Annotated in this window: 13 protein-coding genes; 7 read left to right on the top strand and 6 right to left on the bottom strand. The window is 35.0% G+C overall.

The features are described 5' to 3' along the window. Nucleotides 1-73: 73 nt before the first annotated feature. From fdhD to AABD74_RS14440, 6 genes are all read left to right on the top strand, one after another. Nucleotides 74-931: a formate dehydrogenase accessory sulfurtransferase FdhD gene (gene fdhD / locus AABD74_RS14465; RefSeq protein WP_406843301.1), complete on the top strand. Its 858-nt coding sequence runs from the start codon at nucleotides 74-76 to the stop codon at nucleotides 929-931. Nucleotides 932-1246: 315 nt separating this feature from the next. Beyond that, nucleotides 1247-3616, top strand: coding sequence for an FdhF/YdeP family oxidoreductase (locus tag AABD74_RS14460; RefSeq protein WP_406843300.1), 2370 nt, complete (start codon nucleotides 1247-1249; stop codon nucleotides 3614-3616). A 78-nt stretch (nucleotides 3617-3694) separates the two neighbouring features. Further along, complete coding sequence (locus AABD74_RS14455) at nucleotides 3695-4276, top strand: Crp/Fnr family transcriptional regulator (RefSeq protein ID WP_406843299.1); 582 nt, start codon at nucleotides 3695-3697, stop codon at nucleotides 4274-4276. 122 nt (nucleotides 4277-4398) lie between these two features. Further along, complete coding sequence (locus AABD74_RS14450) at nucleotides 4399-5001, top strand: isochorismatase family protein (protein WP_232678682.1); 603 nt, start codon at nucleotides 4399-4401, stop codon at nucleotides 4999-5001. A 60-nt stretch (nucleotides 5002-5061) separates the two neighbouring features. Next, a complete protein-coding gene (locus AABD74_RS14445; RefSeq protein WP_406843298.1) occupies nucleotides 5062-5796 on the top strand; it encodes a pirin family protein in 735 nt (244 codons plus the stop codon). A gap of 2 nt (nucleotides 5797-5798) precedes the next feature. Beyond that, nucleotides 5799-6290, top strand: a complete 492-nt coding sequence (locus AABD74_RS14440; RefSeq protein ID WP_406843297.1) for a cupin domain-containing protein — start codon at nucleotides 5799-5801, stop codon at nucleotides 6288-6290. A gap of 235 nt (nucleotides 6291-6525) precedes the next feature. On the opposite strand, the gene AABD74_RS14435 is transcribed toward AABD74_RS14440, so the two are convergent. The 3 genes from AABD74_RS14435 to AABD74_RS14425 form a co-directional block, all read right to left on the bottom strand. Continuing rightward, nucleotides 6526-7527 carry an NADP-dependent oxidoreductase gene (locus AABD74_RS14435; RefSeq protein WP_406843296.1) on the bottom strand — a complete coding sequence of 334 codons (1002 nt, stop codon included), beginning with the start codon at nucleotides 7525-7527 and terminating at the stop codon, nucleotides 6526-6528. 1 nt (nucleotide 7528) lies between these two features. Next, nucleotides 7529-8317 (bottom strand): SDR family oxidoreductase, encoded by a 789-nt coding sequence (locus AABD74_RS14430; protein ID WP_406843295.1) that lies wholly within the window; start codon nucleotides 8315-8317, stop codon nucleotides 7529-7531. A 124-nt stretch (nucleotides 8318-8441) separates the two neighbouring features. Next, on the bottom strand, nucleotides 8442-9032 hold the full coding sequence (locus tag AABD74_RS14425) for a TetR/AcrR family transcriptional regulator (protein WP_232678692.1): 591 nt from the start codon (nucleotides 9030-9032) through the stop codon (nucleotides 8442-8444). Between the two features lie 426 nt (nucleotides 9033-9458). Here AABD74_RS14425 and AABD74_RS14420 point away from each other — a divergent pair, with 426 nt between their 5' ends. Beyond that, entirely contained in the window at nucleotides 9459-10541 is a 1083-nt protein-coding gene (locus tag AABD74_RS14420) for a pentapeptide repeat-containing protein (RefSeq protein WP_406843294.1), read from the top strand. 141 nt (nucleotides 10542-10682) lie between these two features. On the opposite strand, the gene AABD74_RS14415 is transcribed toward AABD74_RS14420, so the two are convergent. The 3 genes from AABD74_RS14415 to AABD74_RS14405 form a co-directional block, all read right to left on the bottom strand. Further along, nucleotides 10683-11204, bottom strand: coding sequence for a hypothetical protein (locus AABD74_RS14415; protein ID WP_406843293.1), 522 nt, complete (start codon nucleotides 11202-11204; stop codon nucleotides 10683-10685). Between the two features lie 572 nt (nucleotides 11205-11776). Beyond that, nucleotides 11777-13201 carry a SusD/RagB family nutrient-binding outer membrane lipoprotein gene (locus tag AABD74_RS14410; protein ID WP_406843292.1) on the bottom strand — a complete coding sequence of 475 codons (1425 nt, stop codon included), beginning with the start codon at nucleotides 13199-13201 and terminating at the stop codon, nucleotides 11777-11779. 11 nt (nucleotides 13202-13212) lie between these two features. Beyond that, nucleotides 13213-16395 carry a SusC/RagA family TonB-linked outer membrane protein gene (locus AABD74_RS14405; RefSeq protein WP_406843291.1) on the bottom strand — a complete coding sequence of 1061 codons (3183 nt, stop codon included), beginning with the start codon at nucleotides 16393-16395 and terminating at the stop codon, nucleotides 13213-13215. Nucleotides 16396-16760: the final 365 nt, after the last annotated feature.

The raw sequence follows: 16760 nt of genomic DNA, 5'->3' as shown, positions 1-16760 counted from the left end.
TAATTGCTGAGAGAAAAATCCTCTTATCAATCATTTTTTACTAATTTTACGTATCAACATTTAATGAATTTACATGGAAATGAATGATTTGGAATTAGTTTCCATTAAAGAGGTTTACATTACAAAAGTGAATGGATTTGAAAGTTCATCCTTATTAGACATTCTTTCTGTAGAAGAACCGCTTGAAATAAAAATTTCTTACGGTTCCGAAACTGAAAAAACACACAAGAATATCTCTGTAACAATGCGTACGCCGGGCAATGATTTTGATCTTGCAATTGGTTTTTTATTTACCGAAGGCATTATAATTTCTTATCAGGACGTAAAAAAAATCTATCACATACAAACAGACTGTTCCTTTCAAAAGAAAAATATTGTTCAGGTCGATTTGGCAGATAATTTCATTCCACATTTAATGTCGTCAGACCGGAATTTTTATACCACATCAAGCTGCGGCGTTTGTGGAAAAAATTCTATACAATCTATCAAAACGGTTAGCTCTTTTAATCCTTTAGAGAATCCAAAACTGAATATCGCTGCAGAAGTACTTTACCAATTACAAAATAAATTAAAAGCAGCTCAAAGCAGTTTTGCGGTTACTGGCGGCATTCATGCGTCAGGCCTTTTTACTATTGAGGGTGATTTAGTTCTTTTACAGGAAGATGTTGGGAGACATAATGCTTTGGATAAGTTAATTGGCACTGCCTTAGCAAATAATTTACTGCCATTAAATAAACATATTTTGCTCCTTAGCGGAAGAGCTAGTTTTGAGTTAATCCAAAAAGCGGCTATGGCAGGAATATCTGTTGTTGCTGCTATTGGTGCGCCATCGAGTCTTGCTGTAGAATTGGCTAAAGAATTTAATATTACTCTTTTGGGCTTTCTTAAAGATGACAGATTTAATATATATAATTCCAGTGATATCAGGTAGTAATACCAACTTCTTAGAAAAATTAAAATAACCCGTTGGGTGTAATTCATAAAAAAAATATTAAACACATAGAAACATAGATTTTATGTGTAAAAAAGGATACAAAAAGAAATATATTTCTTTTACATAGATAGTCCCGAAGCATCGGGATGCATTTTAAATAAGTGAAACGCCTTTTTTAAGTAAACAAAAGCTATGTTTTTATATGTTAAAATAATTACACCCAACGGGTTAAAATAAGAATTTTTTATATAATTGATATTAAAATTATAATAACAAAAGCCTTTACAAATAAATTAATTAATTGCAAAAGTGATGAAAAAAGATAAATCCCCAAAAGACATCGACGCTAAAATTACGAGAGAACCAGATGCAGAAAATCCATATAAACTTTCAGATCTTAAGCTGACAAAAGTTGGAAAATGGGCTGCCGGCGTTCCTGGTGTAGTGGCCGCTTTTAGCGATCTTATCGAAGAAAAAACGGTTGTTCGCGGGACAAAGGCTTTATTTAAGATGAATCAGGCTGGTGGTTTTGATTGTCCGAGCTGTGCATGGCCTGATCCCGATGATGAGCGATCACCTTTAGGAGAATACTGCGAAAACGGCGTTAAAGCTTTAGCTGAAGAAGCGACTACAAAAAAAATCACAGCTGACTTTTTTAAACAAAATTCTGTCTATGACCTTGCCAAATTAGACGATTTTCAAATTGGAAAAATGGGAAGATTGACCGAACCTATGTACCTTCCTAAAAATGGCACACACTATGAACCTATAAGCTGGGATAATGCATTCAAAAAAATAGCAGAGCACCTCAATGCATTAGAATCACCAGATGAAGCCGCATTTTATACCTCAGGAAGAACAAGCAATGAAACATCATTTCTTTATCAGCTCTTTGCTAAAGAATTTGGTACCAATAATATGCCAGATTGTTCTAATATGTGCCATGAAACATCAGGATCTGCTTTAAGGACTACAATCGGAATTGGAAAAGGAACCGTAACACTAGATGATTTTTATGATACCGATGTAATCGTAATTATTGGTCAAAATCCCGGAACCAATGCACCAAGAATGATGACGGCATTAGCAAAAGGCAAAAAAAACGGAGCAAAAATTATCGCTGTAAATCCATTGCCGGAAGCTGGTTTAATGGGTTTTCATAATCCACAGGAAATTAACGGAATTATAGGAAACGGTGTCAAACTAGCCGATCTTTTTCTTCCTGTAAAAATAAATGGAGATATGGCACTGTTAAAAGCCCTTGAAATTATATTATTTGAATTGGAAAATAAAAATCCCGGAAAAGTCTTTGATTATGATTTCATCAAAGAAAAAACTACCGGATACGATGCTTTTCTAAAACAGTTTGAAGATTATAATTTAGAGGAACTTGTCCAACTTTCGGGTGTTTCTAAAGAAGCACTTTATGAAGCTGCAGAAATCATCGCTTTCAAAAAAAGAATTATTGTCTGCTGGGGAATGGGACTTACACAGCAGCCCAACGGTGTAGAAATGATTAGAGAAATTCTTAATATTCTGCTGCTTAAAGGAAGTATCGGTAAACCCGGTGCAGGTGTCTGTCCCGTTCGCGGTCATAGCAATGTTCAGGGAAACAGAACCATGATGATTGATGAGAAACCTACTAATGAACAACTCGACCGCCTTCAGGCTTATTTTGGTTTTAATCCTCCCCGTAAACACGGATATGATGTTGTAAGGGCCATTAAAGCCATGAAGGAAGAAAAAGTAAAATTACTATTTTGTATGGGAGGTAATTTTCTATCAGCAACGCCGGATACAACTTATACAGCAAGTGCGTTAAGAAAACTGAACTTAACTGTAAATGTATCTACAAAACTCAATCGCAGCCACTTGATTCATGGACAGGAAGCCATCATTTTGCCTACTCTATCCCGAAGCGATATTGATATCGTGAATGGTGAAGCACAATTTATAACTACAGAAAACTCAATGGGCGTTGTACAATCATCAAAAGGAATGCTCAAACCTGTATCTGATAATCTTATTAATGAAACTCAGATTGTGTGCAGAATGGCTATGGCAGCTCTGGGAAATAAATCGGTTGTTAACTGGCAGCGATATCATAATAGTTATGACGATGTGAGAGACGCCATTGAAAAATGTATTCCCGGTTTTGAAAATTATAATTTCAAGGTACGGCAAAAAGGAGGTTTTTATTTGCCTAATGCGGCACGCGATGGAAAATTTATCACTAAAGATTTTGGAGACCGTGCACCATTTACATTAACGGCAATACCCAAAAATGAACTTGCCCCAGACGAGTATATGATGGCAAGTACCCGGACACACGACCAGTTTAATACCACAATTTATGGTCTTGATGATCGTTATCGCGGTATAAAAAATGAACGCAGGGTAATATTTATGAACCAAAAAGATATCGAGCAGGCGGGATTCAAGTCCGGCGATAAAGTCGATTTATTTAACTACGATGATGATATCGAAAGAATTGCCCCTTTGTTTATTATTGTTTCATATCAAATCCCTGAGAAAAACGCTGTTACTTATTTTCCCGAAACAAATGTTCTGGTTTCTGTTAATAATGTTGTCAAAGATAGTAATATGCCGGCCTCAAAATATGTAAAAATTAAAATTAGAAAACATGATCCTAAAATTTATGAAAGAATAAATCGATTGTAACATATCCAACCACTCTAAGATTCTTTAGCCTTTTAAAAATATAAAATTTAGTACCTTTATTTCAAAATATTTGAAGCTATGTATGAACAGCTTTTCAGCTATATCAGCAGGTACAGCGAATCTCCTCTTACCGAGGAAGATGAAGCATTAATAAAAATATCTCTGAAACCTGCTAAATTAAAAAAGAAGGAGTTTTTTCTGGAACAGGGAAATGTCTGTCAGTTTACTGGTTTTATACTAAAAGGTGCTATGAGGCAATTCAGCATTGACAGTGCCGGTAATGAGCATATTATTCAGCTGGCTCTTGAAAACTGGTGGATCGTGGATCGTGAAAGCTATCTTATGAAAACACCTTCTGTTTATAATATTGATGCATGGGAAGATACAGAACTCCTCGTGTTAGAAGCTGATGATCTGCAGCGTCTCCTTGAAATACCTGCAATCAAGGAAATGTTCTGGAATATGAACCAGAACAGTTTTATAGCTTCCCAAAAAAGATTAAATAACTCCATTGCCCTTCCTGCAATGGAAAGATATGAGCAGTTATTAAAAAGTTATCCTGACTTTGTACAGCGTTTTCCCCAGCATATTATTGCTTCTTATCTTGGTATCAGCAAAGAAACCCTCAGCCGGGTACGCAGTAAATTATTCCAAAAATAACATTTGCCTCTGTTCTAAACTTTCTAATGTTCTTTATTGACAAATGTCATCGTTTTCTGCTCCAGAGCTGAAATAACTTTGCCTTATAAATCAGTAATAAAATTTATAAAACATTAGAAAAAATGAAACAGTTTACAAAAGATGATACCGTAATGTTATTAATAGATCATCAAACAGGCACACTTAATTTTGCAGCTAACAGACCACATGAAATGATTGTGAGCAGAACAAGAGCATTGGCTAAATTTGCAAAAGCTTTAGACATTCCGGTTGTTCTTACCAGCAGTCAGGAAGATCATGCACAGGGACCATTAATTCAAGATTTGCAGGAACTGCTTCCTCAGGAATTTGCAGACAGGGTAAAAAGAGAAGGAATCACAAATGCATGGGACGACGAGAATTTTAAAAATGCCGTTCTAAAAACTGCTGCCGGAAGAAAAAATGTAATTATGGCAGGGCTTACCAATGATGTATGTATTGTATGGCCGTCAATTTCGATGCAGGAAGAAGGATTTAATGTTCAGGTCGTTCTTGATGCAGGCGGATCTCCTTCACAAATTGCTGATGATATTGCACAGCAGACATGGGAAAGCCAAGGTGTAAGAACTACAACTATTAACCAGATAATATCTGAAATGGTACACAATTGGGCAACAGAAGACGGACAAAAAGTACTTCCAATTCTTTTTGAAGAAGTAATGTCTAAAGTAGGACAGTTCTCTTAATTACCAGCTTACATAATAGAAGCCGGATATTGATGTCCGGCTTCTTTAAAACAAAAAATTATGATACAGAAAATAAACAGTTCCATGTTTATCGGACACGGCCCAATTAAAGTATTGTATCCCGGATCGGCGGTTTCAAATACTGATACCGGAATAGGAAGTATTGGACGAATTGACCATCCTGAAATTAACAGCAATACGGTTATTAAAATGCATCCTCACATTAATGATGAAATACTTTCTTATTTTAGAACAGGTGAAGCAGAACACAGTGATTCAGAAGGATTTGTTAAGATAATTGGCAGAAAGACACTAATGCTGATGAAAGCCGGCAGGTCATTCTTCCATGAAGAAAAAATAATGGGACAGCAGGAAACTATGGAAGGACTTCAGATTTTTATCCGTCCCCAAAAAAAAGATCTTGACCCTGAAGTGGTATTCTTAGAACTGGACAGCCTGCACAGTGAAAACAGCTGGCGTTTAATTGGATCCCCCAATCCTGAAACTAAATTTCAATTCAGCAGCCAGACCTGGATTTACGATATGAAACTCCTTAGCGGAAGCACTTCTGAAGTTCTTGAATTTCCAAAGAAAAACCTTACTGCCCTTTTGTATGTTTTTCAGGGATCGGTGCAGGTAAATGATATTATTGCTCTTAATAAAAAGGAATGCATCGTATTTAAAGATGAGCCTGTTTTAATAAAGGCTTCAGAAGATGCTGAACTGGTTTTATTCTTCACTGATGAGCAGGCAGAAATATATAAGGATGGAATGTACAGCGGAAATCAAATATAATTATGAATACAACTATCCAGATTATCAGTAAAAATGAAGGGGAAAGATTAGCAGTTGCCGGAGGCAATTACAGAATTATAATTTCAGGTGAGCAGACCAATGGTAATTACGCCGTTATTGAAATGACAGTTCCTCCTGGCGGGGGACCGCCTCCGCATGCACACCCAGAAATCCAGGAAATGTTTCATGTACTGGAAGGAGAACTCGAATTTAAAACTGAAACCGGAAAACAGATTGTAACCCAAGATGGTTTTATAAATATCCCTTTTGGAGGAGCCGTACACTGCTTTAAAAATATTTCAGAAAACAACGCATGTCTCTTATGTACTGTAGTACCTGCAGGTTTGGAGAATTTATTTCAGGAAATAGGTATTCCCGTAGAAGCCGGTGAATTCCTGCCCATTCCTGAATTGACAGAAAAACGCAGGGAATTTTTAAAAGAAATAGATATTAAATACGGCCAGAGAACATATCCGTCTAATTATTTAGGGTAACAGTTCTTAATAATACTAAAACTTCTAAGTATTATCATACAGCACTTTTAATTTAAAACAAGCATTCGGTTTTGGTCTAAATCAGTTAAATCCCAGCGCCGAATTTAGATCATAATGATCTTCGTTAAAACTACTTTACAGGGCTACAATAAATGAAAATCATCTATAACTATTCAGTAATTTAAGTGCTCGTTTTAATTAAAAAGTGTTGGCCTGTATATTTAAAAGAAGATTATTATTTTATTTTAACCACTACTTTTCCTTTCGCACGCCCGCTTTCTACATACGATAATGCTTCGTTGGTTTTATCAAATGGAAAAATCTTATCTATTACCGGTTTAATTATATCAGCTTCAATCAGCGCTGTAATTTTGCTTAACTGCTGCCCGTCTGCCTTCATAAATAAAAAAGAATACTCAACATTTTTATTTCTTGCTTTTTTGCGAATTCCTGAACTTACTAAAGAAAGAATAATTTTGATGAACCACGGAGTTCCAATTTCTTTTGCAAAATCAGGAGTCGGCGGTCCCGAAATAGAAATAAGTTTTCCTCCCGGTTTTAATATTTTAAGTGATTTTTCGAGTGTTTTTTGATCCTGGCTGTTTAGCACCACATCATAATCACTCAAAATGTTTTCAAAATCACTGTTTTGGTAATCAATAACAATGTCAGTCCCTAAATCTTTAAGTAAATCGAAATTTTTTGCGCTCGTTGTCGAAGCAGCCACAGCACCTAAATGTTTGGCCAGCTGAATTGCTAAAGTTCCTACACCTCCGGAACCAGCCTGAATGAATACTTTTTGCCCTGCTTTAATTTGGGCCCTTTCTATCAAAACCTGCCATGCCGTAAGCGCTGCTAAGGGAATAGATGCTGCTTCTTCCATTGAAATATTTTTAGGTTTAAGCGCCGCATCTTTTTCATCTATGGCAATAAACTCTGCAAATGTACCTATACGATGATCAGCCGGTCTGGCATAAACCTGGTCGCCAATTTTAAACTTCTTTACATTTTTACCGGCCTGTACTACTACTCCGGCAGCATCATGCCCCAAAATTAACGGCAGTTTATAAGGCAGGATAAGTTTAAATTCTCCTGATTTTATTTTAGAATCTAAAAGATTAATTCCCGCTGCATGAACTTCAACTAAAATATCATTATCCTTTAGTTTTGGTATTGGCATATCAGCATACTGCAGGCTCCCTTTTTTATTGTACTTATTAATTATAAATGCTTTCATCTTATTTGGTATGTAATTTTATGGATGGTTTTAAACCCGGGTAAATCTTTTTAGGATTTACTAAATCAAAAGCTATTTTTGGAAAAAACCTGCTTACGATATATAATGCTTTTGTATCTCCGGCGCGAATAATAAACTGGTCTTTTTTTATCCCTTTAATAAGTGTTTTTACCAATTCTTCCGGAGCCATTTTTTTATCAGTTCTTTTTGCTGTCATCTCAGTTTCAACAACCGGAGGCAGTAACTCAAATACTTTTACAGTACTGTTTATTATTTCCAGGTTCTTCCTAAGCAGTTTAGTATAAAAACTTAAGGCCGCTTTTGTTGCAGAATAGGTTGGCTCTTCTAAGGCTGGTACCAGACTTAAAATAGATGTGGTATTAATAATTGCACTTTCTTTTCTGGATTTCAACATATCGATAAAAAGATTAGTAAGCCTTATAACACCAAAATAATTTACATTCATTTCGTAAACGGCATTCTTTAAAACTTGATCATCTGCAATACCAAGATTAAGAGCCGGGCTTCCAACTCCTGCATTGTTATACAAAATATCAATTCCGCCTAAAGAAGTTACTTTTTCTAACAGCGACTGTGCATCATTTTCATTTTCAACATCACTTTTTATAACTGTTAATGCCGGAAGCATTTTTTTAGCAGCATCTAATTTAGCCTGATTTCTCCCTGTAATTATTACATTTGCCCCTTCAGCTAAAAACTGTCTGGCTGATTCAAGCCCAATTCCGGAAGCTCCTCCGGTGATTAATATTGTTTTCCCTTTTATATCCATGTTAATTTTAAATTTTAGTATTAAATTATTTATTCTTGTATCGTTTCTAATTAAAAATTTTAATAATTATACCTTTTAGTCTATTTTAAAATATACTTTTTAGTTTATTTTTAAGTAAAAAAAATTAAATTGAGTATTGTTCTAATTCAGACTTTAGGTTTTTAATCAGCCCCTGCATAGGCTTTGCTGTATCCATCACCCTGCACATTATGATTCCACCTTCAATTGCTGCTACCATTTTAAAAGCAAAAACACCAGCATCAAGTTCATTAGAAAATTCACCTGAAGCAATTCCCTGCTGCAGCAATGCGGTAAGCTCTTCCTGGCCGGCTCTTAATATTCGGGCAATTTTTTGTTTTACAACTGGGTAATTATCATCCGATTCTACAGCATTATTAAATATTGGACATCCCCCGGGAATTTGTGTATCAATCGGATTTTTATAAAAATCCATAAATGCAAATATTTTACCTTTTGCCGTTTTACCTTTATAAACTGCTGCCCTGATTTTGTCCGAAGTTATCTTTAGCGCCAGGTCAATAACTTGTTCAGAGAGATCTTCTTTATTTTCAAAATGACCATACAAACAGCCTTTTGTCAGCTTTGTCGCTGCCAGTACATCATCTATATGTACACCAGAAATACCTTTTTCATTGTAAAGAGGTACTGCTGTTTCTAAAATAAACTGCTTGGTTTTTTCTGCTTTTGTTAACATCACACTTAAAATAATAATTACAAATATACTAAAAAGTATATTTTAAACTAAAAATAATAAAGTTTTTTTTAATTTAAGAAATAGTATATCGATCATAAAATGATTTGGGCATCCCCACACTTAATTTCAAAATCCTGAAAATGTGCTGACGAATCTGGTTTTCTTTATTTCCTAATAAGGTATTTTACTTATTTCTGTAATGCTAAAATCAATTAAGATATACTTTCAGATATCCAACTCAATGTTTAAATTTGATACTGAACATTATTAAAAAGATAATCAAATTCATATATACCATTGATAGTTGTTGAATAACAACTAAAAGTAGCGTAAATACAACTATAAGTTTTTGTTTTTTTTTGATTCTGGAAAAGGACGCAAATACCTTTGTAGTGTCGAAAAAATAAATATAAAAAGATAGTACTTATGTTAAACACTAAAATGATTGGCAATAAAATTGCCGAAGCGAGAAAGAAAATAAATATTTCTCAGGCCCAGCTTGCTCAACGTTTATTTATTAGTTCACAAGCTGTGGGAAAATGGGAACGCGGAGAATCAATGCCGGACATTACTACTTTTAATCGTCTTGCAGAAATCCTGAATGTTGATCTTAATTACTTTTCAGAAAACTTTCAATCTGAAAGCATTGTAACTGCTGTTGAGCCTTTTTTAGATAAACAATCGGATGAAATACCATCAGTAAAAAAGAAAAAAACACTGAGCTGGAATATGTCAAGCGGAAACTGGGTAGACGCTGACTTTTCGGGGTTGAAAAATCTGCATGAAAAATTCAGCTCGTCCAATATGCAGCGCTGTACTTTCATTGGTTCAGATATGTCGGGACTGCTGCTTAAAAATAATAATGTTGATCGCTGCGATTTTTCAGATTCTGATATTAGCAGCAGCGATATCCAAAATTCAAATTTAGCAAACAATATATTTAAGGATTGTTCACTGAGAAAAACTGAATTTTCAAGAAACTATATAAAAGGCTGTGATTTTTCTCGTGCTAATTTTATTGAAGTGAATTTTCTAAAAAATAATTATATTGATAACTGTAATTTTTCAGATGTTGATATAAGCAGCGGCCACATTCAAAGTTCTGAATTATCAAACAATATATTGAAAAACTGTTCTTTGAAAGATACTGAATTTTTAAAAAGCCATATCGAATCCTGCGATTTCTCTAATGTGAATTTTACAGGAGCGGAGTTTAAATCTGGTACCTTCGTAAAGAATACAATAACAAATGCTTTGTGGAATAATACCTCTTTTATTGGAATGCAGATTGACAGTATGGTTTTTGACGGCACATTAGAGGATTGTTATTTTGAAAACTGCGACTTTAAGAAAGTAACATTTCAGAATGTAATCCTTAATAACACTTTCTTTAAAAACAATAGTTTGAAACGAATCAAATTTGTAGACTGTCAGGCAGATCGAATCACCTACGAATTTCTAAAAAGCGAAAAAGCAGATTTGAGTGGTATCGAGCTGCTGGTTTCATAAAAAACAAAATCAATTCAATAAAACGTAAAGTTTTTTATGAAATACCTTCATGTTTTTTACTTTTTTAGCTTCTGATAACAATAAAAAAAATGTGCAGCCTAAAAAGTGCTGCACATTTTTCTTTTGATTTAATGAAATAAATTAAGATCCTTTGGTATTAGTAATACGATTAGATAAATTTAAAAGAAGGTTAAAAGCAATCAGGAAACAAAGTATGCCTAAAATGGCAATCCAGAGATTAGCCGTTTCTGTTTTATGTTTTACACTATCGTTTTTATTCTTGATCGCAGTCATATTCAATTTCATAATCTGAAAAATATCCTGGCGAATTTGGCTTTTCAGGGTCTCATCTGTCCAGTTCTTTTTTAAAGAATCAAATTTTTTCTGCAGACTGCTCGTTACTTCATCTTCACCAGCTTCTGTAATGTTTCCCTTTTGTCTGGTAAGATTATCTTGAAATACTGCTATTGTTTTTTCTTTATCCGAATTAGTTTCATCTAACGAAAGGAGCATGTTCCTGGAATATTCGAGCGTGTTATAATTAGCCTTCAAAATATCCTCAGTATCGTTTTCGATCGAAAAATTATAGTATGCACTCACCAATGAAAGAAAAATAATCATTAGAAAAAGCAGACTGGCTCTTAGATTTAATATTATTTTCATTTTTAGAATTATTTTAAACTATCCGTTGTTACTTTGTTATTTTCTTTTTTAAGTCAGTATAAAAAACTGAATTTCAATAAATTATTAACAAATTCTAATTTACGACTCTTAAGTTTTAAATCCTAATTTAAAACTCCTTACTTTTCTTCTCTATTTTTTCATCTATACTATTTGGGAGATTAGCAAAAGGGCAATAAAGAAAACAATGGTAAACACCATTAAGTTAATAACCCTGTCTTTATTCTGTATAGATTTATTTGACATATATAGTTTTGTAATCTCTTTATTTCTTGTTTTATTTGTTTTCATGTTAGTTTTAAATTAACTGGCTTGATTTTTCTCTAACAAAAACAAATGGTGTGCCTTAACATTTTAAAACAACACAAAACATTGACTAACAATAAAATATAAAAACAGAATTATCATACTACTTATAAATTCCTATCAAAATGATATAAATACTTATCAAAATGATAAGATTACCCACCAAAAATGAGAAGGAAAGAAATCAAATGAAGGGTCAAAAAAAAAAGCTAAATCTTTCGATTTAGCTTTTTGTATTTAGTAGAATATCAATTCGCATCAAACCATAATTTCGTAGTAAGCAAATCTTTTCCTTGTACAGCAATTGCTGCCTGGTAGCTGGCACCGTTCAACGACTGTTCAGTACCCGGATAGAAGAAACGAGAAGGCAGCTTTCCGTCCAAAACCGTAGCAGGACCGGCAGTTAATACCGGATAATCCAGTCTTCTCCACTCCGTAAAAGCATCAAGGCCTTGTCCGTAAAAAGCAATCCATTTTTGTGTACCTATCGATTTGGCATAATTTGATGCGTCGTATTTCACAACTGCCTGATTAAGGTAGGCAGCAATAGTCGCTGCATTAGTAATACCAAACTGATTGAACGATGCTGTAATTGCATCATTATAAAGCTGTTCTGCATTTCCGGAAATATAACCACGAGCAACAGCTTCGGCAAGATTGAATAATGTTTCAGAATAAGAAGCAATTACAGCCGGCGATGACGAAGTCAGGAAGTAAGTACCCGGTTTTGATGTTTTGGCAAAACCCTGACTATTGGCATCACTATTAGACAATCCGTTAGTGCCTCCAACATATTTACCCACAGTTGCATCTGATGGCAGTTGAGCGTAAACTGGTAAACGCGGATCAGCGAGCTCATTTAACTTATCAACCAATGTTTTCGAAATACGATAATCATCACGGGTTTCAAACCAAGCCGATGCCGGATTTTGCTGAGGCGAACTTGTATAAGTAAACTTAAAAGTATCACTGTTACTGCTAAGTACCCCAGCAGCATCGCTTGTTGCATCAATTGCAGTTTGTTTCGCTAAAACTGGTTCTCTGTCTGAAATTCTCAATGCGATACGCAGACGAAGTGAATTTACCAGTTTTTTCCATTTTGAAATATCGCCTTTATAAGCCAAATCTCCGGTTACAGTACCGTTTGCTGTATTTAGCAAAGACTGCGCTTGTTTCAAATCTTCAAGTAATCCTGTATATACTTCTTTTTGAGTATTATATGCCGGTGTTACTTTTTGACCTGCTTCTTTATAAGGAATACTTCCGTAAGCATCTGTCAGCAACAAAAATGTCCATGAACGCAGCGTTAGTGCAATCCCTTTGTAATTTGAATTTGCCTGGTCTGCCGGGAAATTAAGAATTGTGTTCAAATCTGTAATTAAGGTTGCATATCCGGTATTCCACAATGAAGTGAAAGAAGTATTCGATACATCGTACCTGTCCGGTTCTGTGTATTGGATTTTAGCCCAATGCTGAACAAATAACAAAGACGAGTTAAAATTATTTTCCGATCCCCAGTATAAGTCAGCACTCTGTTTTAATGTTCCAGTTAACAAGTAAGGTGCCAATGGTGTTTCTGTTGCATTTGGGTTTTCATTAATATCATCCAAGGTATCACTGCACGAGGTCAGTGTCAATGCAAATAGAGTTATATAAGCTATTCTTTTTAGCATGATTTTGTGTTTTAAAATTTAAGATTTAAATTAAGGCTGAAATTTCTGGTTGTCGGCAGCGCTAAACTCTCCAATCCTTGAGCATTTCCGGTATTGAAAGCTGTTTCAGGATCAATATTTGGTGCATCTTTGTAAATAAAGAACAAGTTACGGCCTGCAGCAGTAATACTTGCCCCATCAAATCCAATTTTTCTGGCTAGTTTTTTATCTACATTATAAGTAAGTTTTACTTCTCTTAATTTTACAAAAGTTGAGCTGTAGATATAAGCTTCGCTGATATTGTATGATGCTTTGTAATATTCCTGCGCACTAAGTACCTGAGTATTTGGAGTTCCATCAGCATATACACCGTTAAAAATCATACCATCATCGTATACCGTAGCTCCACCTGGCGCAGCTGCACCTGCCGGCAATAAAGTTTTTGTAGTACCTGCTAAATAGTAGTTTAACCCGCCATTTGCAGCATCACGTCCTTGCATTGTTTGAGCCAGCACCCCTGTATAATTACCCGTTCTGTTAGTTCCAGAGAAAAGCTCTCCCCCTACACTGGCATCAACAAGAAATGAAAGTTCAATATTTTTGTACGTTAATGTGTTTGTAATACCGCCAATCCAGTCTGGAGTATAATGTCCTAATACTTTTTTTTGCGGATCAGCTTTTGGCAGTCCGTTTGCACCTACAACAATATTTCCGTTTGCATCACGCAGATAAGCTGTGCCATAAAGTGCGCCGTAAGCCTGCCCAACAGATGCTAATACATCAACACCTCCCGAAGAACCAATGGTATAGTTTTGAATTTGTCTGTCGTAGTCCAAAATCTTTACTTCGCTTTTATTCTTAGAATAATTTAAAGCGACATTCCATTTGAAATTTTCAGTTTGAACAGGGTTTCCGTCCAATTGAACTTCGATACCACGGTTGTTTATTTTTCCTGCATTGATTAATTGTGAATTATAACCGCTTGAAGCCGTTGTTTTGATTTCCAAAATCTGGTCAAAACTATTCGTGTTATAATAAGCAGCATCAAAGTGCAGTCTGTTTTTCCAAAAAGAAGCTTCTAAACCTACTTCTGTAGAACGAGTTGTTTCCGGTTTCAGGTTCTCATTAAGTTTTCTCTGTGAAGAAGTTTGAATTGGATTTCCGTCAAATGCAGTTTGGAAATTGTAAACTGTAGACAATTGGTACGGATCTGCATCGTTACCAACTTCAGACCAGCCGCCGCGTACTTTTAAGAAATCAAGTGTATTACTTTTCAAATTCAAAGCCTCAGATAAAACTAAACTTCCGTTAAAAGAAGGATAAAAATAAGAACGGTTACTGCTCGGTAATGTCGATGACCAGTCATTACGTGCCGTAAGATTTAAATAAGCATAATTTTTATAACCAAACTGTGCCGAAGCATACGCGCTGTATACCCTCAATCTTGAATATGCGTTTGATGAAGTTAACGGATCACGAGAATTCGTCAAAGTATATAAATCCGGTACAGCCAAACGTGGTGCTTTTTGATAATTGTTTGCATCGCTGTGGTTACGAATATTGAATCCGCCAAGAGCATCTAAACTAAAATCATCACTCAGTTTTTTGGTATAAGTAAAAATACCTTCTGTATTTCTTTCGCTTACAGTATATGCATCTTCAGCATACAATCCGTAAGGAGTTCCGTTTGTACCATATTTAATCTTGTATTTTCTGCGGTCGTTATAATAGTCAATTCCGGTACGGAACCTAAAATTAAGTCCTTCTGCAAGCTTTGCATCCAAATGGATATCTCCAATTAAACGGTTACGCTGCTGGCTGGTAGTATTATAATAAGCATTCCAATACGGGTTGCTGTAATAACTGTTGTTCCAGTTAACGTCTCTATTACTTCTAAGCTGATTGATATCGACCTGACGTCCGAACCAAAGAAACTGAAGCATTACACCCGCAGCACGATTACCGGATGGACCGCCCGGTAAAGCCGGAGCATCAGTAACAATATAGTTGCCCGTTACCCCTACTTTAATATTTTTAGAGATTTGGTAATTAGAATTAATACTAAAGTTTGTTTTGTTTACCTCACTGTTAGGTACAGTTCCTAACTGTTTTTGATTATTTACACCTAAACGAAAATCTGACTTTTCATCTGATTTAGCTACAGAAATACTGTTATCATAAGTAAGACCAGTATTAAAGAATTCCTTAACATTATCAGGATGAGAAACAAAAGGCACCGCTTCGCCATTTGAATAAAATTGAGGAATAAGACGCCCGTCCATTTTAGGTCCCCAGCTTTCATCAACTCCATCATTAATTCCGCCTCCTTTACCATCTACATAACTAAACCTTCCGTTTGAACCTTGTCCAAATGTATTTTGAAAACGAGGTAAAGTAGTAACTTGAGAAACCGTTATACCAGTACTAAAACTGATGCCAAGTCCTTTTTGGTTTTTACCAGATTTTGTAGTGATAAGTACAACACCATGCGCCGCACGCGATCCGTAAAGAGCCGCAGCATTTGGACCTTTTAGTACCGTTAATGATTCAATATCCTGAGGATTTAAATCGGCAATTGCATTTTTAAAATCACGGGTAGCCCCGCCAACACTTCCTAACTGTGAGTTATCTACCGGAACTCCATCTACCACAAATAGCGGCTGGTTATTTCCTGCAATAGAGGTTTCTCCACGAATAATAATACGAGAAGATCCCATATCTCCCTGTGAATTGGTGATTCGCACACCTGCCAGTTTACCGGTAAGATTATTTAAAAAGTTGGTTTCTTTTGTATCTACCAATTCCTTATTTTTAAGTGACTGGGTAGTATATCCTAAAGATTTCTTTTCTTTAGTAATACCTAATGCGGTCACTACAACTTCTGACAACTGATTTTGTTCCTGATCAAGACTAATAACAACTGAATTTTGAGTAACTACCGTTTCTGCTTTTTTATATCCCAGAAAACTTACTACCAGCGTATAAGGAAACTTTTGTCCTGTCTGGAAAAAAAACTTCCCGTCAAAATCTGTTAAAACACCATGTGTAGTTCCTTTAATATTTACCGAAGCTCCAATAACAGGCTCCTTTGTAACAGCATCTATTACTGTTCCCTCAAGTTTTGACTGGATTAAAGGTTTTGTCTCCTGAGCTTTAATCCCTATGGAAATCAACAAAATACATATCCATGTATATCTATTTAATTTTTTTTTCATTACTTTTTTTAGTTTAATAAATAAGGTGGGGCGAAAATAGATTTTACTCCACTCTCGCTTTCCTTATAGAGAGATGTACAATTTCTTTAAGCTTCACCATTTCTGCTGCAACAGAAATGTTTTTTATCTGCAGCACATTCGTTTCTTCATTTTTTATTTTTTTTGATTATTATTATTTTAATTGGCCTGTATACTATTTTACTTCAATCTTTTAGGTTTCTTCTTATTGAAATATTTTATGACTTAGAAACTAAAATATTTATAATTCCAGTATTTACTTTAAATACTACTAATTTGATAGAACAAAAGTAGATTAAAAAAATTAACTCAAAAACTTTAACTGATATTTTTGCAAAAAAAATGTT

The organism is Flavobacterium soyae, from assembly GCF_045348165.1.
Classification (GTDB): domain Bacteria; phylum Bacteroidota; class Bacteroidia; order Flavobacteriales; family Flavobacteriaceae; genus Flavobacterium; species Flavobacterium soyae.
The sequence above is the reverse complement of the archived record's forward strand: the minus strand, read 5'-3'. Positions and strand labels throughout refer to the sequence as shown.

Bases quoted from the DNA above. Each gene is read 5' to 3' on its own strand.
- AABD74_RS14415 (WP_406843293.1), bottom strand. From the start codon at position 11,204: ATGAAAATAATATTAAATCTAAGAGCCAGTCTGCTTTTTCTAATGATT.
- AABD74_RS14445 (WP_406843298.1), top strand. From the start codon at position 5,062: ATGATACAGAAAATAAACAGTTCCATGTTTATCGGACACGGCCCAATT.
- AABD74_RS14460 (WP_406843300.1), top strand. From the start codon at position 1,247: ATGAAAAAAGATAAATCCCCAAAAGACATCGACGCTAAAATTACGAGA.
- fdhD (WP_406843301.1), top strand. From the start codon at position 74: ATGGAAATGAATGATTTGGAATTAGTTTCCATTAAAGAGGTTTACATT.
- AABD74_RS14435 (WP_406843296.1), bottom strand. From the start codon at position 7,527: ATGAAAGCATTTATAATTAATAAGTACAATAAAAAAGGGAGCCTGCAG.
- AABD74_RS14410 (WP_406843292.1), bottom strand. From the start codon at position 13,201: ATGCTAAAAAGAATAGCTTATATAACTCTATTTGCATTGACACTGACC.
- AABD74_RS14450 (WP_232678682.1), top strand. From the start codon at position 4,399: ATGAAACAGTTTACAAAAGATGATACCGTAATGTTATTAATAGATCAT.
- AABD74_RS14420 (WP_406843294.1), top strand. From the start codon at position 9,459: ATGTTAAACACTAAAATGATTGGCAATAAAATTGCCGAAGCGAGAAAG.
- AABD74_RS14440 (WP_406843297.1), top strand. From the start codon at position 5,799: ATGAATACAACTATCCAGATTATCAGTAAAAATGAAGGGGAAAGATTA.
- AABD74_RS14405 (WP_406843291.1), bottom strand. From the start codon at position 16,395: ATGAAAAAAAAATTAAATAGATATACATGGATATGTATTTTGTTGATT.
- AABD74_RS14425 (WP_232678692.1), bottom strand. From the start codon at position 9,032: ATGTTAACAAAAGCAGAAAAAACCAAGCAGTTTATTTTAGAAACAGCA.
- AABD74_RS14430 (WP_406843295.1), bottom strand. From the start codon at position 8,317: ATGGATATAAAAGGGAAAACAATATTAATCACCGGAGGAGCTTCCGGA.
- AABD74_RS14455 (WP_406843299.1), top strand. From the start codon at position 3,695: ATGTATGAACAGCTTTTCAGCTATATCAGCAGGTACAGCGAATCTCCT.